25 protein-coding genes are annotated in these 23,720 nt (G+C 35.7%); 18 read left to right on the forward strand and 7 right to left on the reverse strand.

All coding sequences use genetic code 11. The features are described 5' to 3' along the window. Window positions 1-1,562: 3'-5' exonuclease (locus tag MV589_RS00005; RefSeq protein WP_297430888.1), on the forward strand; the 1,562-nt coding region annotated here is incomplete at its 5' end. Here MV589_RS00005 and MV589_RS00010 read toward each other — a convergent pair. From MV589_RS00010 to MV589_RS00030, 5 genes are read right to left on the reverse strand one after another with little or no spacing between them, the layout of a single operon-like run. Next, entirely contained in the window at window positions 1,559-2,413 is an 855-nt protein-coding gene (locus tag MV589_RS00010; protein ID WP_297430889.1) for an ABC transporter ATP-binding protein, read from the reverse strand. The two genes, MV589_RS00005 and MV589_RS00010, sit on opposite strands and share 4 nt — an antisense overlap. Next, the gene (gene modB, locus MV589_RS00015; RefSeq protein ID WP_297430890.1) at window positions 2,410-3,102 is read right to left on the reverse strand and encodes a molybdate ABC transporter permease subunit; all 693 of its coding nucleotides are present in this window, start codon (window positions 3,100-3,102) and stop codon (window positions 2,410-2,412) included. The genes MV589_RS00010 and modB overlap by 4 nt, the downstream gene beginning before the upstream one ends. Then, on the reverse strand, window positions 3,099-3,512 hold the full coding sequence (locus MV589_RS00020) for a TOBE domain-containing protein (RefSeq protein WP_297430891.1): 414 nt from the start codon (window positions 3,510-3,512) through the stop codon (window positions 3,099-3,101). Before MV589_RS00020 ends, modB begins: the two co-directional genes overlap by 4 nt. 4 nt (window positions 3,513-3,516) lie before the next feature. Continuing rightward, window positions 3,517-4,272, reverse strand: a complete 756-nt coding sequence (gene modA / locus MV589_RS00025; protein ID WP_297430892.1) for a molybdate ABC transporter substrate-binding protein — start codon at window positions 4,270-4,272, stop codon at window positions 3,517-3,519. Window positions 4,273-4,286: 14 nt separating this feature from the next. Beyond that, window positions 4,287-5,750, reverse strand: coding sequence for an OprD family outer membrane porin (locus tag MV589_RS00030; protein ID WP_297430893.1), 1,464 nt, complete (start codon window positions 5,748-5,750; stop codon window positions 4,287-4,289). Between the two features lie 166 nt (window positions 5,751-5,916). Between MV589_RS00030 and rplM the strand changes: the two genes are divergently transcribed. The 17 genes from rplM to MV589_RS00115 all read left to right on the forward strand — a co-directional run bounded on the left by rplM (window position 5,917) and on the right by MV589_RS00115 (window position 19,847). Next, complete coding sequence (rplM, locus tag MV589_RS00035) at window positions 5,917-6,339, forward strand: 50S ribosomal protein L13 (protein ID WP_297430894.1); 423 nt, start codon at window positions 5,917-5,919, stop codon at window positions 6,337-6,339. An 8-nt stretch (window positions 6,340-6,347) separates the two neighbouring features. Further along, complete coding sequence (rpsI, locus tag MV589_RS00040) at window positions 6,348-6,740, forward strand: 30S ribosomal protein S9 (protein ID WP_297430895.1); 393 nt, start codon at window positions 6,348-6,350, stop codon at window positions 6,738-6,740. 134 nt (window positions 6,741-6,874) lie between these two features. Next, the gene (locus MV589_RS00045) at window positions 6,875-8,254 is read left to right on the forward strand and encodes a DUF945 family protein (RefSeq protein WP_297430896.1); all 1,380 of its coding nucleotides are present in this window, start codon (window positions 6,875-6,877) and stop codon (window positions 8,252-8,254) included. Further along, window positions 8,255-9,754, forward strand: coding sequence for a peptide-binding protein (locus MV589_RS00050; protein WP_297430897.1), 1,500 nt, complete (start codon window positions 8,255-8,257; stop codon window positions 9,752-9,754). It abuts the gene before it with no gap. A gap of 4 nt (window positions 9,755-9,758) precedes the next feature. Further along, entirely contained in the window at window positions 9,759-10,406 is a 648-nt protein-coding gene (locus MV589_RS00055) for an HAD family hydrolase (protein WP_297430898.1), read from the forward strand. After that, on the forward strand, window positions 10,396-11,154 hold the full coding sequence (locus tag MV589_RS00060) for a hypothetical protein (protein WP_297430899.1): 759 nt from the start codon (window positions 10,396-10,398) through the stop codon (window positions 11,152-11,154). Before MV589_RS00055 ends, MV589_RS00060 begins: the two co-directional genes overlap by 11 nt. Window positions 11,155-11,284: 130 nt before the next feature. After that, a complete protein-coding gene (locus MV589_RS00065) occupies window positions 11,285-11,842 on the forward strand; it encodes a pyruvate flavodoxin oxidoreductase subunit gamma (protein ID WP_297430900.1) in 558 nt (185 codons plus the stop codon). 10 nt (window positions 11,843-11,852) lie between these two features. After that, the gene (locus tag MV589_RS00070; protein WP_297430923.1) at window positions 11,853-12,248 is read left to right on the forward strand and encodes a 4Fe-4S dicluster-binding protein; all 396 of its coding nucleotides are present in this window, start codon (window positions 11,853-11,855) and stop codon (window positions 12,246-12,248) included. Next, entirely contained in the window at window positions 12,249-13,472 is a 1,224-nt protein-coding gene (locus tag MV589_RS00075) for a 2-oxoacid:ferredoxin oxidoreductase subunit alpha (protein ID WP_297430901.1), read from the forward strand. Window positions 13,473-13,481: 9 nt separating this feature from the next. Further along, on the forward strand, window positions 13,482-14,438 hold the full coding sequence (locus tag MV589_RS00080; RefSeq protein ID WP_297430902.1) for a thiamine pyrophosphate-dependent enzyme: 957 nt from the start codon (window positions 13,482-13,484) through the stop codon (window positions 14,436-14,438). 191 nt (window positions 14,439-14,629) lie between these two features. Continuing rightward, the gene (locus MV589_RS00085; RefSeq protein WP_297430903.1) at window positions 14,630-16,519 is read left to right on the forward strand and encodes a TonB-dependent receptor plug domain-containing protein; all 1,890 of its coding nucleotides are present in this window, start codon (window positions 14,630-14,632) and stop codon (window positions 16,517-16,519) included. Further along, complete coding sequence (locus MV589_RS00090) at window positions 16,516-16,941, forward strand: hypothetical protein (RefSeq protein WP_297430904.1); 426 nt, start codon at window positions 16,516-16,518, stop codon at window positions 16,939-16,941. The genes MV589_RS00085 and MV589_RS00090 overlap by 4 nt, the downstream gene beginning before the upstream one ends. 115 nt (window positions 16,942-17,056) lie before the next feature. Continuing rightward, on the forward strand, window positions 17,057-18,079 hold the full coding sequence (locus MV589_RS00095; protein WP_297430905.1) for a sensor domain-containing diguanylate cyclase: 1,023 nt from the start codon (window positions 17,057-17,059) through the stop codon (window positions 18,077-18,079). A gap of 85 nt (window positions 18,080-18,164) precedes the next feature. Further along, on the forward strand, window positions 18,165-18,680 hold the full coding sequence (luxS, locus tag MV589_RS00100; RefSeq protein WP_297430906.1) for an S-ribosylhomocysteine lyase: 516 nt from the start codon (window positions 18,165-18,167) through the stop codon (window positions 18,678-18,680). Further along, window positions 18,680-18,982 carry a hypothetical protein gene (locus MV589_RS00105; RefSeq protein ID WP_297430907.1) on the forward strand — a complete coding sequence of 101 codons (303 nt, stop codon included), beginning with the start codon at window positions 18,680-18,682 and terminating at the stop codon, window positions 18,980-18,982. The genes luxS and MV589_RS00105 overlap by 1 nt, the downstream gene beginning before the upstream one ends. Window positions 18,983-18,991: 9 nt before the next feature. Then, on the forward strand, window positions 18,992-19,483 hold the full coding sequence (locus MV589_RS00110) for a hypothetical protein (RefSeq protein WP_297430908.1): 492 nt from the start codon (window positions 18,992-18,994) through the stop codon (window positions 19,481-19,483). Window positions 19,484-19,502: 19 nt separating this feature from the next. After that, window positions 19,503-19,847, forward strand: a complete 345-nt coding sequence (locus tag MV589_RS00115) for a DUF805 domain-containing protein (RefSeq protein ID WP_297430909.1) — start codon at window positions 19,503-19,505, stop codon at window positions 19,845-19,847. Window positions 19,848-19,853: 6 nt separating this feature from the next. Here MV589_RS00115 and MV589_RS00120 read toward each other — a convergent pair whose 3' ends face one another. After that, window positions 19,854-20,573, reverse strand: coding sequence for a DUF4395 domain-containing protein (locus tag MV589_RS00120; protein WP_297430910.1), 720 nt, complete (start codon window positions 20,571-20,573; stop codon window positions 19,854-19,856). Window positions 20,574-20,614: 41 nt separating this feature from the next. Beyond that, window positions 20,615-23,719, reverse strand: coding sequence for an efflux RND transporter permease subunit (locus MV589_RS00125; RefSeq protein WP_297430911.1), 3,105 nt, complete (start codon window positions 23,717-23,719; stop codon window positions 20,615-20,617). Between the last annotated feature and the right edge of the window lies 1 nt (window position 23,720).

Raw genomic sequence — 23,720 nt, forward strand, 5'->3', positions numbered from 1 at the left:
TCTCGGCACTCTTTGGCGAAGTGGCGCGTGAAAACGCTACTGAAGTAAAAAAACTGCTTACAAACTACCGCTCTCAAAAAGAGGTCATAGAGTTTGTAAACACAACTTTTCTCTCAAAAATAAAAAATTACACACCGCAGCTTGTCCGACCTGAAGCGCAGGGTGGATATGTGCAGATACGTACAAACGATGCACTTTTAGAAGAGGTAGTCGAGCAGGTAGAGCGTTTCATCTCTCTTGGTGCAGATGTGAATGAAATAGCCATACTGTGTGCCACAAATGGAGATGGACAGGAGATAAAAAACACCCTTGAAGCGGCGAATATCGAGGTAGTGACAGAGACGACGACAAAGCTCATCAACCAAAGAAGCGTCAAGGCTGTTTTGGAGTACCTGAAGTACCTCTACTTTCGTGAAGATATATATAGGCATAACTTTTTTGCACTTATAGAGCGCAAGGCAGCGCCTATACGCTATGTGGACTTTAATGCCGTAAAACTTGTAGATGTTGTAAAGCGCTGCATCGATGAGTATGCGCTTTTTAGTGATGATTTTCATCTTATTCGTTTTCTAAACGCAGTGGCATCCTACTCCGACATTGAAGCGCTGCTTTTTGAGTATGAGCGTCTTGATATGGCAGCTGCATCGGCAGATATCAGCGGTGTACGGGTGCTGACCATTCATAAGTCAAAAGGCTTGGAGTATGAACATGTCATTGTGCTTGACAGACTCAAAAAAGCACCGCCATCTCGTGATGCCATTATCTACAACTATGAGGGCATAAAATTGCACAATCTCTTTTTGCGAACTGCAAACAGAGAACTCATAGACAATGACTACGCCTATGCACTTGCAAAAGAGAAAGAGCTTGCTCGCGAAGACACGCTTAATGCTCTTTATGTTGCCTTTACAAGAGCAAGAGAAAATCTCATAATCATTCAAAAAGAGAAGGACTCTGCGTTTGAGCTTTTAGATCTGCATGATGGGGAGTTTGGAGCACTCACCTCTTTGAAAAGAGAGAAAAAAGCACCAAAAGTACATAAAAAACTGCCATTTGAAAATCTTTACTACGGTACACAGAGTGACCTGCTCGCACTTGAAAATGAGGGTGAAGATGATCTGCGTGCCATTAACTTCGGACTTGCTCTTCACTACACGCTAGAGATGATGGAGTCTTTTACTCTTGAAGCGCTGCCAAACGCAGTAGATATGATGCGTAACAAATACGGCTTTGCTTTAAGTGATGCAGAGATAACAGAGATAGAAAAAAGAGTAAAAAATCTTGTGCAAAATGAACAGTTCTTAGCCCTGCGTGATGGCGAAGTTTTTAAAGAGAAGGCATTGCGTTTCAAAAACAACCTCCGTTACCTTGACCTGCTAGTAAAAAATGAAGATGGCAGCTACACTATCATAGACTACAAAAGTTCTTTAAACTTTAGTGACAAACACCTCACACAGGTACGCTACTACGTAAACGCAGTCAAAGCGATAACTGGAGAGCAAAAAGTGAGCGGATACCTTTGTTATTTACTTGAAGATGGAGTTAGATTAGTTCAGGTTTAGGAATGAGAAATAGTAGGACTAAAAGCCTTTGTACTAAGTCTTACTACTTCCCCTGTTTTTAGTGTTTTTGCTTCATTTGTACTTATAACAACTTCAACTAACTGTTGCCCAATAGCTACGATAGCAACATAGATAACATCTACTTTTTTTATCTCAAGCAGTTCGCCCTCAAATGAAAACTTTTGCGAGCCTTGGGTTTTAAGCAGTACCTCTTTTGGTGTACCGTCATGGATGATCTTGCCGTTTTCAAGCTCAATGACACGTGAGGCGAGTTTGTAGATCTCACTTGGGTCGTGGCTTACCATGATGGTGGTTGTGCCAAACTCTTTGTGCAGCGTGAGGAGTTCGTTTTGGAGTTTGTTTCGCATCTGGGGGTCAAGTGCTGAGAGGGGTTCATCAAGTAGTAGAATCTTTGGGCGTTTCATCAGTGCGCGTGCAATGCTTACTCGCTGTTTCTGTCCACCGCTTAGAGCATTTGGGTAGCGATTTTTAAGTGCTGTAAGCTCTGTAAGTTCAAGCAGGTGTGCGGCGAGGGTTTTGTCTTTTTGCACAAAAAGAAGATTTTGCTCTATGGTCATATTTTCAAAGAGTGCATAGTCTTGAAATACAAAACCGATACGGCGTTTTTGCGGTGGAAGTGTTGCGACTTTTGAGAGCCATGTCTCATTTTCGACTATTATTTTCCCTTGTGCATCTTCAAGCCCTGCAAGAATGCGCAGCAGTGTTGTTTTACCGCTGCCGCTTTTACCGCGAAGGGCGATGAATTCTCCCTCTTTTACGCTAAACGCAGCTTCAAGTCTCATGTTTTCTTCTGCCCCTTGGAGCTTTTTTTGAATGCTGAGGTGTATCATAATCCAAACCTTCTGACCTGTTTGGCATTAAAAATATAAACACCAAGGAGTACTACAAAGCTAATAAGTACCATTATGGCACTGTAAATATGTGCGCTTGTGTAGTCCATCATCTCTACCATATCATAGATGGCAACAGAAGCGACTTTTGTCTCCCCTGGAATGCTTCCACCGACCATTAAGACAACACCAAATTCACCAACTGTATGGGCAAATGTAACGATGATGGCAGTCAGGAGTGAGGGCTTAATGTTTGGCAGAGCTACTTTAAAGAGAGTGATAAATTTACTTTTTCCTGCGACATAGCTCGCTTCGAGCATATTTTTGTTAAGGCTCTCAAAGCCACTTTGCAGAGGTTGCACCATAAATGGCAGAGAGTAAAAACAGCTTGCAACCACAAGCCCCGTAAAACTAAAGGCGAGTTTTACTCCAAAAGCATCCTCAAAAAATGCTCCAAGTGCGGAGTCTGGTGCAAATGCCCAAAGAATGTAGAAACCTAAAACGGAAGGTGGCAGTACAATAGGTAATGCAGTAATGGCTTCAATGAAAGGTTTAACTTTTGAGCGGGTTTGTGAAAGATACCACGCAAGGGGCAGGGCAACACAAAAGAGTACAAACGCAGTGATAGTTGCAAGTTTAAAAGAGATAAGAAATGGGGTGAACTCTATATTCTGCAGCGCTTCTATCATAACAATTCACCTGCTGAGAGTATCTCTTTGATGTAGATGTCACTTGCCTTTATCAGCAGAGTAATATCTTCATTCACTTTGAGTTGCATAGAATTAGCTGCGTTTAGCGTAATGATGGCTTCAAGGGTGCTTTGTAAATATTCAACTGTAATGCTACAGAGGAGTTCCCCTTTTTCTATGTTTATTATTTTTGCTTCAAGTCTATTTTCGCAACTAAAAGCTCCAATTTTCTCTTTAGCAAGCATAATATTTGTCGGTTTGATGGCAAGTTTTACTAGGCTATCTTTTTTGAGAGACTCAGGCAGATCCAGACTCATCATTGTTAAAGTGTCATTGTGCGTTTTAGACTCAATAATGTTGAGATTATTGAGTGTGCTGATGGAAGTGATTTGTGTTTTAATGCTATTCATAATCTTATTTATTCACAACAAATCCATACTTTTTCATAATCTTTTGTACTCTCTTTGTTTGAAAAAAATCATAAAATTGGTGTGCTAGCTTGGAATTTTGCCCATATTTTGTAATGGCATACCCTTGTCTGAGTGGTTGGTGTAGAGTGTCGTTTATAAGGTAGTAGCTATGGTACTTTGTATTTGCAATTTCTGGTGAAACTACTAAAGAGAGGGCAATGATGCCGATGTCTGCTGCTTTAATGCTGATGTAGTTCGCAGTTTGTGAAATATTTTCACCAAATACAATTTTTGGTTTTATCTGTTTATAAATTCCCTTACTAACAAGTGCTTGTTTTGCTTTTTGACCATAAGGTGCGTGCGCAGGATTTGCAATTGTTATATGTTCTACCCATGGCTCTGTAAAATTTTCAAAGCCTTTTTTTGCATCAAAATGTCTGTTTTTACTCCAAATGACTAGCCGACCGATGGCGTAGAGTTTTGGTTTTGTGCTTATTTTGCCTTTTTTGTATAAATACTCCACATAGTCCATATTTGCAGAGAAATAAAGGTCATACGGCGCACCTCTTTCAATCTGTACACGCCCCTTTCCTGAAGAGCCATAAATCATATTTATCACTGCGTTTGGATGGGTTTTTATAAAATCCGATTTAACAGAATCTAGTGCAAATTTCAAGTCACTTGCTGCAAAGATGGTAATTTTGTCACCAAACGCAGCGCTTGTGAGCAAAAGAAGTGTAAGTAGTAATTTTTTTAACATTTTTTCTCCATAAATTAAAATAGATAATCTAATTCAAAACGAGAATCAAGATAATTAGAAACAGGCGTAGCGCTGCTAAGAAAATCTCTCCATCCTAAACGCAGTCGGTATTGAAATTGCGGTGCGCTTGGCAAGTTTTGAATAATTCCTGCATAATAGAAAAGGCTGTCTGTCTCTGCTTTGCTTTTATCCCCATCCATATACAAAACAGAAGTTTGTAAAAATGGTGTAGTATAAATTCCTTTGCTGTTTGCCCCTTTTACAAGTTCAATGCGGTAACTTCTAACATTTGCACGCCAGTTATACATTCCCATAGAACGAGTGTAGCCAGCAGTTGGAAAGCCTCTCCACGGTGTGACAAGGTCAGCCTTGTCAAAGATACCTGTATAGGCAAGGTTGATGCGGTAATCTTTTATACGCGCTACAACTCTAGCACCGAGCATCGCTGCGTTTAGGGAGTTGGCATTTTTGTACCCATTTAGACCTATTTTATAGAGTGAAGCACCACCTACTTTTCCTGCGCCATTATCAAACTGCTGAATGTAGCGCAAGCCCGGAGTGATGCTAAAACCATCAAACGCGATTTTGTAATTCGCTTCGCCCATTATTTGCGAGAGAAGCTCTACAACAAGATAGGAGGAGAAATTGAGTTTGAGATTTTTTACAGAGCTGTTTTGTGCATCAAGAACTATAAGCGGTGCATCAGTTGGTTTTCCTGCGATTTTGAGTGCTGAGTAGGTCAGACCTCTGTGCATTGCACCATCATCATTCTGACTCCATTGTGGCTTGATATGTGAAGAAGAGTTTGCATCACCGTACATCAAAACAGAGTGTGAGTCTGTATGGTCACGCAGTTTTTGTTTTTGTAAGTAGGCAAATTTGATTCGTGTTTTTTTCATATCTTTTGAATCAAGTACAAGACCATCAAAAGTATTTGGAATCATCTTAGTGTCATTACTTTTTGTATAAAAAGTCTCTACAAGTTGGCGACCGAGCGTGAATTTTGTTTGTGAATAGGTGTAAGCTATGTTGGCTTGCCCAAGAACAGCCATAGATTTTGAGCCGGTATTTACATAGTTGTAACGGCTAAAAGTGTCTTTTGCCGCTTTTAAGGAGCCTGCAGGGTCATTTTTATCGACAAAAAATGCTTGAGAAGCATAAAGACCAAGTGTTGTATCAAAACCTTTATAGTGTGCACTTTTAAAGACAAAAGAGCCACCTGCTGAGCCAACAGTTTGTGTGTAGTGGCTAGAATCGGGTTGTTTGTATGCAAAGTAAAAGTTGTTTGAACGAAGTCTGCCGTAGAAGTCTCCTTGGCTAAACATGTTGTGAAATGAGTCTACACTTTTTTGTTTGTTATATATAAGTAAGCCGTTGTTTTTGAGAGCATGTATCTTTTCATTATTAGTGTGAGCAGATAACAAGGTAGCAATAAAAGATGTAAGTAAAAATGTTGATGTTAATTTGCTGTAAGCCAACTTCTGTCCTTAAACGCAGTAATATTTATCCTACAATAGTACACTTTTATTTATTAAATCATCATAATCTACATTGGGCTAAAAGCTTATAAATCACTTAAATTCAGTTAATTATAAGCTTTTACAGCTATACTTTCATAAAATTAAATACTTGAAGGGTTCTTGAATGAAATTTACAAAAATTGCAACTCCTGAACAAATCGATCAAAAATGGGTTTTGATTGATGCTGAGGGTAAAACATTCGGTCGTATTATCACAGAAGTAGCTACTATTCTTCGTGGTAAAAACAAAGTATGTTTTACTCCAAATATTGACTGTGGTGACTATGTAGTTATCATTAATGCTTCTAAAGCAAAATTTAACGGTCTTGGAAAAATAGCTAACAAAGAATATTTTTCTCATTCAGGTTACTTCGGTAGCACTAAGAGTGTTAAAATGACTGAGCTTTTAGCGAAAAATCCAGAGAAACTATACAAATTAGCTACTCGTGGTATGCTTCCTAAAAACAAGCTTGGTGCTAAAATACTTAAAAAATTAAAAATTTATGCAGGTGCTGAACATCCTCACACTGCACAAATTGCTAAGTAAGGATTATTATGGCAAATAAAATTTATGCAACAGGTCGTCGTAAAGCGTCTATAGCAAAAGTATGGTTGACTCCAGGAACTGGTAAAATCACAATCAATGGTCTTTCATTAGACGCATGGTTAGGTGGACTTGAAGCGAAAAAACTTCGTGTAAAACAACCACTTGTTTTAACTAAGCAAAATGAAACTGTTGATATTGAAGCTTCTACTTTAGGTGGTGGTTTTGGTGGTCAAGCAGATGCACTTCGTCACGGAATTTCTCGTGCTTTAGTTGCGTTTAATCCTGAATTAAAAGCTATTCTTAAACCTGAAGGTATGATGACTCGTGATTCACGTGTTGTTGAACGTAAAAAACCAGGTAAACGTAAAGCTCGTCGTTCTCGTCAGTTCTCTAAACGTTAATCGCTACACACATTTTTTTATCAATGCTCAGGCATTGGTAAAATCTCTCTTTTTCAATCTTTTTAAATCACTCTTTTTTATAATCCTTTTTTATTATATAATACACAAACTTTAATCCACAGGAACATTATTTTATGAAAAAAACATCTATTATCATTGTTGCAGTCATTCTTCTCATTATTGCAATACTCCCAGTTGTTGGAAATAAATTTATGCAAAATTATATACAAGATGCTATGAGTCAAGTAAATAAACATGGCTTAAAATTGGAATCTATGAAGACAGATTCAGGTTACTTAAATACAAAAAAACATTTAGAGTTTGTCATAGAAGATTCAAGCGAATTTATAAACTATATAAATACTCATGCACACAAGCAGCTTCCAACAGTAACCCAATCAGAACTTGATGGTACTGTTATTGGTGTTGATTTGAAGTATAGTAACATTCCATTTGCAAAATCAATTAACTTTGATATCTATCCACTAAAGCTTTCAAAAAAGGTAAGTGATTCTTTAAAAACTGAAGATATTAATTTTTACAATAAATTTAGTGCTTTTTTAGAGGAAAAAGGTCTGCTCTATCATGTGGATTATAACCTTATAAATAGTAAATTTAAAGGCTATGTAAAAGATATAAATGAAGTTTATAAACTACAAAATGGCTCGGATGTAACTCTGAAACTTTTAGGAGTAAAATTCAAAGGGGAGGGTGATCTGCTCTCTGCAAAAAGCATTGATTCAAAAATAAAAATGATGCGTCTTGAAGCAACTCAAAAAGGAGAACATGCACTTCTCTCTCTTGAAGATTTTAAAGAAAATAGCACTTTCGTCTCTTTTCATGATTATAAGAGTGCCGTAGAGTTTAAAAAGATGCATTTTCTTATAGAAGGGAGACACGAAGACCTTAATATTTCTGTAGAAAAATTTCAAACATCTTCAAACGCAGAAACCAACAAAGAACGCGTCACAATGAAGTCGCACACTGCGTTTAAAGCACTTAATATAAGCTCAAAACAACTCTCACTAAATGTTAAAAAACTCAATAGTGATGTAACTCTAAAAGGGCTGGCTCAAAAACCAATGGAAGATATAAGTAATCTTTTAAATAAAACAACAAATATAAACGCAGTAGCTGGACAAAAAGAGATGCAAGAAGCTCTGCTTAAACTCTTAGAAAAAGGTTTGGAAATTGATATTTCAGATGTATCGTTAGCAGATTTAGTGGTGAATGAGAGAGAAAATTATGGTGCTTTGAAGATGAATCTTAATATGGTAGTAAATAAAGATGAAAATATTTCACAAAAAGTAAAAATGTCACCGTTACTTCTGCTTTCAAATTTAAAACTGGATTCAAATATCAAACTTTCACAAATGATGTATGATAAGTTAGTTCAAAACTCACCAATGGCAGGAGTAATCTCTTCGTATGCGAAAAAAGAGAAAAAAAGTGTAGTTTTTAAAATACAACTGCATGACTCAAAACTCTATGTAAATGGAAAAGCAATTCAATAAATGAACTATTTTGTTAGCATTTTTTTACTCTCCTTGTCACTTGCGGCTTCAACGCTGCAGCTTGCAACATCATCAAATCCAGCAAGATTAAATCCTCTTCTTGCTACGGACTCTTCATCGTCTGAAATCACTGGTTTTATATTTAATGGACTTGTAAAGTATGACAAAGATTCTAAAGAGATAATTGGGGATCTGGCAAAAGAGTTCTATTTTAAAAATCCAACAACACTCATATTTAAACTACGAAAAAATGTAAAGTGGCAAGATGGTAAAGATTTCACTGCAGATGATGTCCTTTTTACCTATAAAATTTTAACCTCAGACAAAGTAGCTTCACCATATAGTGCAGGATTTCGTTTTGTAAAAGATGTGAAAGTTTTAGATAAATATACTTTAGAAGTGGATTATAAAGAGCCATATTTTAAAGCTTTAGAGACTTGGATGATGGGAATCTTACCACGGCATATTTTAAAAAATGAAAAAAATCTTATGACCTCTTCGTTTAATACACATCCCATTGGTACAGGTCCTTACAAACTCACACAACTTGAACTCTCTAAAAATATAGAACTCACTGCGTTTGATGACTATTTTGAGGGGCGTCCGAAGATAGATAAAATATCTTTTCATGTTATACCAGATCCTATGACTAGACTTTTGATGCTAAAAAATGGACAGTTAGACATTGGAAGCATTGAACCACTTGTGATGCAGAGACAACTTGGTGCTGATTTTTTTAAGAAGTTTAATATTTATGAGAAGATTTCTCTCTCTTACACTTATCTTGGTTTTAATCTTCGCCGTAAAAAGTTTCAAGATGCACGCGTTCGTCAAGCACTCTCTTTGGCAATAAATCGTCAAGAGCTTGTAGATATTCTCTTTTTTAAACATGCAAAAGTTTGTAGTGGTCCTTTTCTGCCAGGGACAATGGCATTTAATCCTAATGTAAAAGTACCAACGCAAAACATTCAAAAAGCAAAAGAGCTTTTAAAAGAGGCAGGGTATGATGCAAAACATCCATTTTCATTTGAAATAGTAACCTCAAATGCAAGTTCTATTCGCCCCTATGCAGCAGAAATTTTACAGTATCAACTGCAAAAAGCAGGAGTAAAAGTAACATTACGAGTAATGGAGTGGCAGGCTTTTTTAAATATGGTGGTTTTTCCACATAAATTTGATGCAGTGCTTTTAGGTTGGGGACTCTCTCCTACACCAGACCCTTATGTTTTTTGGGATAGTGCTAGTGATAAGGCAGGTGGATTTAATCTTGTAGGTTACCACAATACAAAACTTGATAATTTAATAGCAAAGTCACAAAAAGTTATAGATAGAAAAAAGTTAGGGCAGATGTGGCAGAAGATGTTTAAGATGATAGTAGATGATAATCCCTATCTTTTTTTATATATTCCAAACTCCATTACTGCTGTAAATAAAAATATAAAACATATTGAACCTGCTCTTAGTGGGATATGGCACAATTACATTCAATGGGAGAAATAGATAGATGATAATACTTTTTGATTTAGATGGAACACTTATAGACTCAACTGAGGCAATTTTGGAGAGTTTTCATAACTCATTTGATGTTTTTAACTCTCCTCATCCAACAGATGATGCAATAAAGGCATTAATAGGACATCCTCTTGATGTTATGTATAGAGGTTTAGGTGTTGATGAAGAAAAAATATGGGATTTTGTAGATACCTATAAAAAACATTATAGAAAAATATCTACACAAAAAACACTCCTGCTTGAAAATGCAAAAGAGGCAATAGAGATGGCTCATGAATTTGCAACCTTAGGTATTGTTACAACTAAAACAGGTAAATATTCTCGTGTACTGATGGAACACTTTAAACTTATGGATAAATTTGATGTACTTATAGGTAGAGAAGATGTAGTAAACCCTAAACCAGATGCAGAACCGATTTTAAAAGCATTAGAAAAATTAAATGCAAACGATAAAGATGTCTGGATGGTAGGAGATACTACTATGGATCTTATATCTGCAAAAAATGCAGGTGTAAATAATATAGGAGTTTTATGTGGATACAATACGAAAGAGGTATTGGAACAATATACTAATGTAATATGTCAAGATACTTATGAAGCAGTTAAATATCTTCAAAAGGAGTATGCTTATGAAAGGTAAAGTAGTGTTGAGTTTCGTTGCTCTAACTATCTTTCTTTTTATGACAGGCTGCTCCTCTTCAATACTCTCTTGGAAAAGAGCACAACAATCAGCCCATAATGCAGTAGTTGATCCTATGACTTGGGCTCCGGCAATTGGAAGTGTTGCTCTTTATACAACGAAATATGACAATCATGCAACACAATATTTTATGGATCATAAGCCCATACAATGTATAAAATTCTCATCGACAGATTGTGCAGATAGGGCAAATGATTATCGTCTTTTAAATAGTGTTATTACCTTTACAACGGCCGTATTGATTAATGATGAGGGAAATATTACAAAAAAACTAAAGAGAGTTGTTGTTGAAGAATCTAGTTATATAATTGGTAAATCTACTGTCGATATGCTTGAAAGCGTAGGAAAAAAGAGTCCTGATGGAACAGCTAATGATGCACTTGCTTCTCATCATGCCCTTGAGCCATTTGCTGGTTCAGCTATGACAAGAAGGAATGTTTCACAGATGAATATTCCAGCATTTGGAAAATATGCTATTGTTGGTGTAAGTTATTACACATCAACTTATGCAGCTCTTACAAGGGTGCAAGATGGTGCTCACTCGTTAGGTGATCAATTTGTCAATATGGCAGTAGGAAATTTTCTTGGACTTTTTATACATGATTTGTTTATGTTAGAAGATGGTATACAACTTAATGTTGTACCTACAAAGGAGAGAGTTGCTATGTCGGTTTATTATCATTTTTAGTAGAAAATTATCACACTTTGAACTTGCTTCGTTGTTTATATTATATTTTCAAGCTATATTTAAGTGCCAGTTGCCTAAAATACAGCTAAATAGACTTAATAAAGTTTCTTGAAAAATTGAAGGAGAATTTATGCTAGAAATTAGATGGCATAGCCGTGCAGGTCAAGGTGCTGTAACTGGAGCTAAAGGTTTAGCAGATGTTATTTCAACAACTGGTAAGCATGTTCAGGCGTTTGCATTTTATGGATCGGCGAAACGTGGGGCGGCAATGACTGCATATAACCGTGTTGATGATAAAATTATCATGAATCATGAAAAATATATGGAGCCGGATTATGTGTTTGTAATTGACCCTGCCTTAGTTTATACTTCTGATGTTACTGTAAATGATAAAGAGAATACTATTTATATCATTACAACACATTTAAGTACACAAGAACTTATAGCTTCTCAACCGAAATTAGAGGGGAAAACAATTTATACAGTAGATTGTATTAAAATTGCGCAAGAGACTATTGGTCGTGCTATTCCAAATACACCTATGCTTGGTGCATTTATGAAAATATCTGAGATGTATGATATAGAATTTTTTAAAGAGAATATGAAAAGAATTCTTGCAAAATTACCTCAAAAAATCGTTGATGCAAATATGCTTGCAATTCAACGTGCATATGACGAAGTGAAATAAGGAGCTGATGATGGCAAATACAGGTTGGGACGAATTTGAAATCGGAGCAATGCTTCGTACATTTGAGGGTGAAGCAGGTGATGTTGTTAACACTCTACAAGAAGACCGTAACTACACACAAAATAGTTCATTTAGTGCATCAGTAGCAGATTGGAGAATTGAGAAACCAGTTTTCAATAAAGATTACTGTATTGATTGTCAATTTTGTTGGGTTTATTGTCCAGATATTTCAATTATTTCAAGAGATAAGAAAATGATAGGTATAGATATGGATCACTGTAAAGGGTGTGGTATCTGTGTTGAGGTTTGTCCAACAAATCCAAAATCACTTCTTATGTTTCCTGAAAAAGCAGATGAAGAGACAGAAATTGCTCAATGGCCGAGTAAAGAAGAGAAGGAGAAATAGATGGCATTTGATAAAATGGAATTAAAAGATATTGAAGTATGGGATGGCAATTATGCCGCTGCACAAGCACTGAGACAATCTCAAGTGGATGTTGTATCTGCATATCCTATTACACCATCTACGGGAATAGTTGAAGGATTTGCAAAGTTCAAAGCTGACAATTATGTAGAGGGTGAATTCGTAATGGTTGAGTCAGAACATGCTGCAATGTCAGGGTGTATTGGTGCTGCTGCTGCTGGTGGGCGTGTTGCTACTGCAACTGCTTCTCAAGGTCTTGCACTTATGTCTGAGACACTTTACCAAGCATCTGGTATGCGTCTGCCAATCGTACTTAATCTTGTAAACCGTGCATTAGCTGCTCCACTGAATGTAAACGGCGATCACTCAGATATGTATATGGTTCGTGATAGTGGTTGGATTCAATTTGATGCTTACAATCCTCAAGAGGCTTATGACTTAAACTTTATTGCATTTAAAGTAAGTGAAGATCATGATGTAAGACTTCCTGCTATTGTAAATCAAGATGGTTTTATGACTTCTCATACAGCACAGGGTGTGCATACTATGGATGATGACACTGCGTTTGGTTTTGTTGGTGAGTATAAACCAATGAACGATATGTTAGACTTTGAACATCCAGTAACACATGGTGTTCAAACTGAAGAAGATTGGCACTTTGAGCATAAAGCGCGCCAACATAATGATATGATGACTATTGTTCCAGGTAAAATTGATGAAGCGTTTGCTGCATTTGAAAAACTCACAGGAAGAAAATATAATCAAGTAGAAAAGTATGATATGGATGATGCTGATGTAGCAGTTGTTTGTATGGGTACTTCAGTTGAAACTGCTCGTGAAGTTGCTCTTGAAATGAGAGAAAAAGGCATTAAAGCTGGTGTTGTTGGTATTCGTGTATTTAGACCGTTCCCATTTATGGCAATAGCTGATGCACTTAAAGATGTAAAAGCAGTAGCTGCACTTGACCGTTCGGCTCCAGGTGGAACTCCAGGTGCACTTTTCAATGAAATTGCTGGTGCACTTTATAATACAGACTCTAAAATGCTTCTTTCTGGATATATTTATGGTCTTGGTGGTCGTGACTTAACAAAAAAACATTTAGTTGATTTATTCACTGAGCTTCAAGCAAATGCTGATGCAGGTAAAGTGCTTACAAAACAACAACAGTTTATCGGTGTTCGTGGACCGAAACTAGCTTATTTATAGGAAATTAGTATGAGTGAAATGAAAAAAATTAAAAATTTAAAAGAGTTTTCAACATCAGCAGATAGATTTGAAGGTGCAAACCTTCTTTGTCCTGGTTGTGCTCACTCTATCATCGTTCGTGAAGTTTTAAACGCAACGAATGATGATTTGGTTCTTGCAGCTTCTACTGGATGTCTTGAGGTTTGTACAGCTGTTTATCCATATACATCTTGGGATGCTTCTTGGATTCACATTGGTTTTGAAAATGGTTCTACTGCAGTTGCAGGTGCTGAGGCAATGTACAAAGCACTTAAAACAAAAGGGCGTTTAAAACAACCAGATCGTACTCCTAAATTTGTAGCCTTTGGTGGTGATGGTGCATCTTATGACATCGGTTTTCAGTGGATTTCTGGCTGTATGGAGAGAAATCACGATATGATGTATGTTGTTCTAGACAATGAAGTATATGCAAATACTGGTGGACAGCGTTCATCTTCTACACCAATTGGTGCAAGTGCAACAACTACACCAGCAGGTAAAATTTCTTATGGTGAGACAAAAAACAAAAAAGACATGATGGGAATTATGGCTGCTCACAATATTCCGTATGCTGCACAAGTTGCTCCAAACAAATGGAAAGATATGGTGAAAAAAATCCAAAAAGGTTTTGCAACTGAGGGTGCTGTATTTATTAATGCTGTTTCTCCTTGTACAACTGAGTGGAAATTTGATCCAAAAGATACAATGCACTTAACAGATTTAGCTACAGATTCATTAGTGTTCCCACTTTATGAAATCATTGATGGGCATGAGTTAAACATTACTTACCGTCCTAAAAATATAGTTCCTGTGGAAGAGTATTTAGCTGCACAAGGGCGTTTTAGACACTTGTTTAAAGATCAGTACAAATACTTAATTAAAGAGTGGCAAGAGCGTGTAGATGCAAACTGGGCGTATCTAAACAGACGCGAAGAAGCTCGCGTTTAGTAAACTTCTGGCTTCGGTACAATTTGCATATAACTCAGACACGGCAGGCTATAGCCTAGCCTTAGTCTGAGTTAGGCACAACTTATACCAAATCTAAAACTTCTTTATTTTTCCCCTCATTTGGATATTTTCTTTGCTAATGATAAATCAATTTTAAGCTTCATATATATACGAAATTAGTATAATGTGAGATGAGATTATTTTTTCTATTAATTGTTGTTTTTTCTACACTATTACAGGCTTATGATATTGATCAAATGCTTGATTTATATCGTAAAGATAGTGACCTTTCAAAAAAAACAAAAAATGAATCACTTGGACATTTGACAATATATACTCGTGATGACTTAGAAAGAATGCAAGCGCATAACTTGGGAGAGCTACTTAACTCCTTGCGTTCATTTCGCTACAATGAAAATATGCTTGGTATGTCTGATGTGCTTCATACAGATCCCTCTCTTTACTCAAGTGATACAGTAAAAATCTTTATAAACAATCATGAAATTACATCAGCTTATGCTGGGAGTGGTCTTTTTCTTTATGGAAATATTGACCTTGGTTTTGTTGATCATGTAGAGATATACGAGGGTAGTACATCTACTGCTGTGAATTCTGAACCTGCTATTATTACTATTAAGCTTTATTCAAAAGATCCAGTGCGAGAGTCTGGTGGACATTTGCAAGCATATGGTGGTTCAAGAGGAACGGACCATGAAAATGTCTCTTATGCTGCTGCTTCAAAGGATTTTAAGTATTATCTTTATGCAAGCCGTAGTGATATTAGAAGAACACACTATACACATGAAAATCATGATATTTCAAGAGATTACAAACAAAAACACGCTTTGATGACACTTGATTATAAAAATATTAAAGTAGGTGCTGAATATATTGATCATAAAGCTGACCCTTTTCTCTCTCTAAGTATGTTCGCTACACCGAAAGATGGTGATATGAGTTATAAGCTTAAAAGAGTGAGTTCAACTATGAGCTTTTTAGATGATGATTCATTAAAACTTTCTCTATCTTTTATAAGAATGAATGAACATCTTAACTTTAATATGGATAGAACACTCTGGACAACTAACAATTTAGACGTGATGTTTCTTCCACAAGACAGTTTTGTAGTTGATAGTGTAGATGATGTTTATAGTGCAAAGGTTGAAAAAAAAATACTCTATAAAGCTAACACTTTTTTGCTTGGAGCAGATTATATTAAAAAATCTCTGCATGATGTAAAATCATATGAAAATGGCTTATTGGACACGGAGCCAACTTTTGTAGATAATTCTATCTTTGGTTTGTATATGCAAGATGATTTTGCAATAGCAGAAAATCAAATTATAACTGCTTCACTTAAGAGAAATCAGTACTATAGTAAAACAAATAGAGCACAGCGTAATTTTCATACTCTTCAAACGCGTTTAGGCTATATTGCAACTTCAAAAAAGAGTACTTTTAAGGCTTTCGTTTCAAGTATGGAAATACCAACGGAGCAGTATGCTTTAGCCTTTGCAAAAACAAATGAGATTGAACTGTTGCGTATAGTAGATGTTTCCGCAGAGTATGCAAGACATATAAATACAGCGACATTGGGATTTTGTTTGGAATATCTGCAAAATCAGAACTCAAAGATATTGATAGAACAAAAGGATATTCCAAAATATTATGATAATTACAGTGCAAGTATAAAATATGATTATGATTTTGATCCATTTAACTCCTTAAAATCTATGCTCTTTTATAACAGGTTTCATAATCCTGTAAATATTACACAGGAGAGTGTAACTGGTGGTTTTGTACGATTACTCAATACTTATGAAAAGTTTGATATTTACAATGAAGTAGATTATTATAAAGAGTATAGTTCTGAGATAAATGGGTATATGTATAATGCAGGTGTAAGATATAGGGCTACTCCATCTTTGATATTTTCACTTAAGGGCGTCAATATCTTCAATAGTGCAGCAACGAGTAGATACAGCTATATAAAAATGAATGGTTTTACTCCTGAGCAAAAATCACTATATATGTCACCAATTGACAGTACTTTTAGCGTTGGAATGGAGTATAGCTTTTGAAAACAGTTACCCTCCTTTTAATTATGTTCTTTTTTAGTAATTTGGGTGCTTCTGATATAGAATGGGAGTCATTGATTCTTGAAAAAATGCTAACAAGTATGAGTAGCAGAAATAAAGTACTTATTTATACAAAAAGCATCAAAATGAAAAAGATAGTAGAGTATCTTACAGATGCTAGAGTTAGAGTTACTAAAAATTGTAAGAGGGCTGATTTTGTTTTGTTAGAAGAAGATGAAAAAGAGCTGTGCAATAAACCAGAAATAGTTTTTAATTATCGTATTTATCTTCATAATCAAAATGCGGTTGGTGTTTTCTTTTGGCAAAAAGGTCGTCCTACAATACGCTTTTCTTTAAAGCGTTTAGAGCAGTTTAATCTTCAAGTCAGAGGGGAGTTGTCTAAATTTGTTTCATCAAATCAATAGTGGAATCATAAATAAAAAACTTTTTCAATTTGTTATATTGATTTTAATAATGATTTCCTTTTCGTTTGTCTCCTATACGGAGTATAAACATACACTTAAAGAAACGACAAAAAAGTTGAATGAAAAAGTAATTTTATTTCATTTTGAGACCTTTTCTGCACTCAATAAAATATATGAAAAAGATACAAATAAACATTTTTTAGAAGCTGTAAAAAAGAGTAGAAAATTGCGCGAGTCGTTTGAAGATATGCTGCGTTTAATTCGTATATCTACTATTCAGAATCTTTTTGTTATTGCTAAAGATAAAGAAAATAATTTTTATTTTTTACTAGATAGTGATCAAAATTCAAAAACACGTTCAAATTTTATGGAGCCTTTTGAACCACTTGGAAATTTTTGGAATGATTGTTATAAATATAAAAAATTCCAAATATTTCATCATCATAATACCAAAAATTTATGGATAACCATAGCCTATCCTATAATCGAAAATAACCAAACAGTAGCAATAATAGGTGCAGATATTTCTCGTAGTTTATATGCTAATATTCAGAGTAATCTTGGTGATTTTAGTAATTTCTTTTTGTGGATTTTATTGCTGAGTGCATTGTGGTTTGTAATCTTGTATGTTTTGACACTTTATTTTAGAAAAAAAGCTTATGAGGGATATATTGATCCTCTTACACAGGTATATAACAGAAAATATCTTTACGATATAGTTTTGAAAAAACTTTCTCGTAATTATCAACTTTTTATGCTTGATATAGATTTTTTTAAACAAGTTAATGATGCTTATGGGCATGATACGGGTGATTTTGTATTGCAGGAAGTCGCTAGACGTATACAGCGGTTTATGCGTTCAGAGGACTCTTTAATTCGCTATGGAGGAGAAGAATTTTTGATCTATACTAGAGACCTTACTCCTCAAAAGGCATTAGAATTTGCAGAGCGTATAAGAGGAAATATTCAAAGTTCGCCAATTGTTTTTAATGAGATTAGTTGTCATGTAACCGTTTCCATTGGTGTAAATCCTTACGCGGAGAAAGAAAAACCATTTCAAGAGATGCTTAAAAAGGCGGATGAAGCGCTTTATGAAGCGAAAATATCAGGAAGAGATTGTGTAAGACTTTCAAAGTAAGTTAACTTCTCTATTTCAATCTTATTAAATTAAAATTCGCTAAAATACTTTTAATACAATAGAAATAAAATTAAGGAATATTATTATGCCACTATTAGACTCATTTACAGTTGACCATACAATTATGCCTGCTCCAGCAGTTCGTCGTGCTAAGGGAATGAAAACACCATCGGGAGATGATATTACAGTTTTTGATTTGCGTTTTTACAAGCCAAATAAAGAAAAAATGGATGGAAGAGGAATTCATACACTTGAGCATCTTTTTGCAGGTTTTATGCGTGAGCATCTTAATTCTAAAGATGTAGAAATAATTGACATCTCACCTATGGGTTGTCGTACAGGTTTTTATATGTCTCTTCTTGGAACTCCATCAGAAAAAAAAGTTGCAAAAGCTTGGAAAAAATCTATGCAAGATGTTTTAAAAGTAAAAAGCAAAAAAGATATTCCAGAGTTAAATGTTTATCAATGTGGTAGCTATAAAATGCACTCACTTAAAAATGCGAAAAAAATTGCGCGTGATATTTTAAGCCATAAGATTGGTGTGATGGACAATGAAAAACTAAAACTCTCTAAGAAAAAACTCAAAGAGATAAACGGCTAATGTTAGTCGTAGTACCAATGGACTCTACTGATGTCCAAGAAGCAAAGATAACACCAGTTTTAGAAGCAAAAACATGGGCAGAACTACGCATAGAAGAGGGTGAACTTGTAGAAGTTCTGCACGCAGATGCCTATGATGCTTTTGAAGCGTGGCCAGAGGCAGTTGTTGTCTGTAGTGATGGCGAGCCTGTAATGGATTTTATAAATATGTCTATGATAGTGCTTGTTGCACATACGCAAAAAACGATAGATGAAATAGTAGAGGCATTTTTATTTCGTGAGCTGCACGATTTGGCATACTAGGCTGTAGCAATGGATTTAAAACAGTTTCTTGAGCTTTTTAATCCTTTACCAGGAAATCATTATTTGCTTGTTACAGATACAATAGATGAAGTAGCCTTTGCATTAGAAGAATTGTTGCAAAAGGTGGGAGGGGAGTTGCATATTGCTCTGTATGAAGATACCCCATCAAAGTTGCCAGCAGCTCTAAACGCAGCGAAACTACAATCTATTCAAAATCTATCACAACCTTTTCGAGCACTCCCAAGAGACAATGATATTGTCATCTTCAAAGATATACAGCAGTTGCATAAAAATTTTGAACAACTCTTAAAAATTGCATATACAACGCTAGCAAATAACGCTGATATAATCATAATGCAAAAAAGTGATTCTATGGACGTTGAAGCTACAAAAGAACTTTTAGAGTGTTATGAGTTTCGAGCACCAAATGCCATAGACCTACTTAAAGGGTATGATTTAGTGATGGCAAAGAAGATGCATATGTGGGGCAATGGGTTATAAATCAATAGAAGGAAATGAAATGGATTATTTTTTAGATGCTTACAGGCAGTTTACAAATTTTCAGGGTAGAGCGAGTAGAAAGCAGTATTGGATGTTCTATCTCTTTTATGTGATTTTTTATATAATGTTTGCAGTTTTAGATGATCTACTACAGACAGGTGGGCTGTTTATGGCTCTATTTGCACTTGTCTCTATACTACCTAATATTGCAATAGTAACAAGAAGACTGCATGATATAGATAAAAGTGGTTGGTGGCAATTGTTGATATTTATACCAATTATTGGAGCAATTGTCTTGTTGGTATTTTTAGTTATGAAAGGGACAGAGGGTGAAAATAGATTCGGTTCTGTACCTTTAAACTAAAAGATATTAAAAATCTTCCTTATCAAACTCTGCATCAGCTTTTGCATCTTCGATGCGTTTGAGCTGGGCATCACTCATCATAAGAACCTTAATTTTTTTAGTGAGAGCTGTTCTGTCTGGAAGCTTTGTAAAGTAAGCGTAGATACCATAAAACATAATAAGTGTTGTAAGTACAACAATACCTGCTTGAATAGGTGAAAATTTTTGAATAGGCTCTTTTATACGCATTTCGCATACACCGCCAGGACAATGTGTTGCTTTCTCTTTTTTTATTAGATTAAAGATTTTACACCCTAAACATACCGAAAAGGCAGCTTCAAAGAAGAGTAGTGCCATACAGATGAGACAAACAAGCACTTTAATTGGGTTTGGCTGAAAATCAATTACAAGATAGTAAAACATAGGCCAAGCTATGACCATACCTATTGCCCATGCGAAGCGTTTTTGTGTTGCTCCTACATACTCTGGTGTTTGGTTTTGTACGAAGAAACGACCTAAAAGCAGACTCGGAGAGTAGCGTGGTTGTATGATTCTGATGGTAAAATCTATGGCAAAAAAAGTAACAAAGTATTCAGAAAAGACAGCTGTGCCTAGCATTACACCATTTACTAGTCCTAAAAAAGCACCAACAAAAAGTATTGCCGCTGCTGCTCTTGCTTCTCTTTCATTAAGCACTCTTACATCATATCCTGGTACTTTCTCACCATACGCAAAAAAATCATTCATTCATCTTCCCCTTTTTTCTTTTAAAGCTCCAAATTAGGAGCTTATTCAAATGCCTCTTCTATCTCTTCTATAGGATTTGTTTTTTTATTTCCTGCATCAAATATATAAGCATACATAGGTACATAAACTAATGTAAGAAGTGTACCGACTAAAAGTCCACCGATGGCAACATCTGCTAGTGGGCTTAGTCTCTCTAGTCCTACTGCTTGTTCAAGTGCAATAGGAATCATTCCTGCAATAGTACCAAACGCAGTCATCATAACAGGACGAAATCTTACACGAACAGCCTCTTGTGCACTCTCAAATGGAGACTCGCCTTTTTCTCTATATCCCTGATAGAAGTCAATGAGTAGTACCGCATTTTTGATAATAATACCAAAAAGGAGTAAAATTCCCAATAGACTCGGCATACAGCTTGGTTTTCCAAAGAGTAGCATTCCCCAAGCCGCACCAATAAGTGAAAGTGGTAAAACTACTATCATAATAAAGGCAAGTCGTACAGATTTGTAAATTGCAATAAGTGCCATAATTAAAATAACAACACCAAGACCAATAGCTTTTAGCATTCTCTTAAAGCTATCATTAATTTGAGCAATATCACCTGTTTGAGTAAGCTGTACATTGTCAATTTTTGCATTTTTAAGTGCTGCTAATGTGTCATCAGTCAAGTGTGTTACAGGTCTTTTTGAACGATAGCCATTTACATCGACAGAGTAGAGCATTTTGTCTCTCTCAATTTTTGCAAATGTCAAATGTCGTTTGAGTTTTGCAATGGCTGAGAGTGGAATCTCACCAGATGGTGTACTAATTGGTAAAAGTCTTAAAGTCTCTATATTTTTAGAGAATTTTCCTTTTAGATATAGTCTTACAAACTGTGTATTCATAGATTCTAAGTTAGCATTTAAGCCAATAATTTGCCCTTTAAGAGGGATCTGCATTGCAATCTGATAAGGAGTAACACCATAGCTAAGTGCTTTATTCTCATCAATGTCAAGCTCAATCTCTGTAAAATCTTTGTCCCAACTTGTAGAGACAGATGTTAAACCATGGACTTTTTGCATGGCACGCTCAACTGCATGAGCCTTATCTGCTAAACCATCTACATATGGCGAACTAAGACGAGTATCTACTGTTGCTTTAATGCTAGAGAGTGCAGTAGCTCCAAAGTCAAAGACATCATTGCGTTTAACACCTTCTAAGTGAGAGAGTTTGTCTCGTATCATACCTTCTAGTTGCCAGATAGTTTTCTTTCTTTTAAAACGATTTACTGCATCTATGGTAATAGTCGCTTCTGATGGTAAATTTCCACTTCCAAGACTAAGTACACCTGGTTCTGTACCAAATGCAACCGAACTTCTTTTTACCCATTTTTGGCTATCGAGCCATTTTAAAACAGGTTTTATCTTTTTCTCTGCACTATCTACACTCTCATTTGAGCTAAAGGCAATTTGTGCTTTGATGATACCTGTATCCATAGGCGGCATTGCATCTTTACCAATTGTAGGCATGATATTTTTCATACTTAATACCATAATTGCAACAACACCCATAGTAAGCATCATACGGCGTAAAAACCAAAACTTTCCATTTGAAAACTTAATAATACCAACATAAGGGGATACAAGTCGTCCAATGGTGTTTTGATAAAATTTTTCAAAAAGATTTTCTACTTTTGTTTTGCCTGTACCATTTTTATAGAGCCACTTAGAGAGTGACGGAATGAATGTAATAGATAAAAACCATGAAACCAAAAGAGCAATGATAAGCGTCTCAATGAGTGGCTTAAAGATTTTCTCTGGAAATCCACCAACAAACATAAGTGGGAAGAGAATTGCAATAGTTGCAATAGTTCCAGCAAATACAGGAGAGAGAACCTCTTTTGTACCGTGAGTAATGGCATCTTCGAGTTTTTCATGTCCCTCGTTGAGATGCCTCTCAATGTTTTCAAGTACAACGACCGCATCATCAGTAAGCATACCAAGTGCTAAAATGATTGCAGTATAAATTACAATGTTTAACTCTCCACCAGTAAGCCAAATAATAGCCATAGTTGAGAAGAAAACCATAGGAATGGAAAGACCAGCAGCAACAATTGCACGGAAGTTTCCTAAGAAAATCATAATAACTAAAAGTGTGTAAATGACGGCATCACGAAGTGCCTCAAGCATATTACTATTTGCTTGTTCGATGAGGTCTCTTTGTGTATCAGAAATTTCAAATTTGATATTTGGATACTCTCTCTCAAGTGTTTTCATCTGTGCGCGTGCTGCTTTACTTACAGCAAGAACACTTCCTCCTGGTGCGCGTTGTACGGCTAGCGCAATGGCATCTTTACCATTTCCTATGTAGCCACTTGTACGCTTTTTATAAGACCATGTTACATCTGCAATATCGCTAAGTCTTACATTTGGCATAATTTGAAGTTGTTTTAACTTTTGAATATTGTCTTTTTCACCATAAAAAGTTATGGTATAAAAACTATTGTCACCCTTTACAAAACCTATTGGCATATCACGGTTAAGTGTATTGATCGCTTTTGCAATAGTCTCAAAGTTTACATTGTATCGTTTTGCCTTAAAAGGATCAACGGCAATATTTATGGCACTTTGATACCCTCCAAAAACTTCAACATTTCCTATTGTTTTATTACTCAGTAGGGCAGGTTTTATAAATGAGTCTGCTATTTTTCTAATGCCTGCTAAGTCAATATTTTTATTTTTAGGGCTTAGTGATATAACATCAACTGGAAGTGTAAAGTCTCCTGCTGTATAGATTGAAGGGTTGGTTCCTTGTGGTAGCTTCGCTTTTACGATACTTAGCGCATTTGAAACATCAACTGCTGCTGCGTTTAGCCCTTTTTTGTAACCAAAATCCGCTTTTACAATAGAAAAACCTGCAACATTTACGCTGCTTACATCTGTTACAAGACCAAGACGAGAAATCTCTTGCTCGATAGGCTTAGAAACTGTAGAAGCTGCAACTTGTGCCGTAGCACCTGGAACTTGAGTAATAACAAGAACTTCAGGTGGATTAGCATCAGGAAAGAGATTTTTTGGCAAGGTTACAAGCGCAATAATCCCCATAATAAAAAAGGCAACTATAATGGAATATAGTAAATATGGTCGTTTATAAAAAAAATCAAACATT

Origin of the sequence: Sulfurimonas sp. (assembly GCF_026991475.1) — a bacterium.
Lineage (GTDB): Bacteria > Campylobacterota > Campylobacteria > Campylobacterales > Sulfurimonadaceae > Sulfurimonas.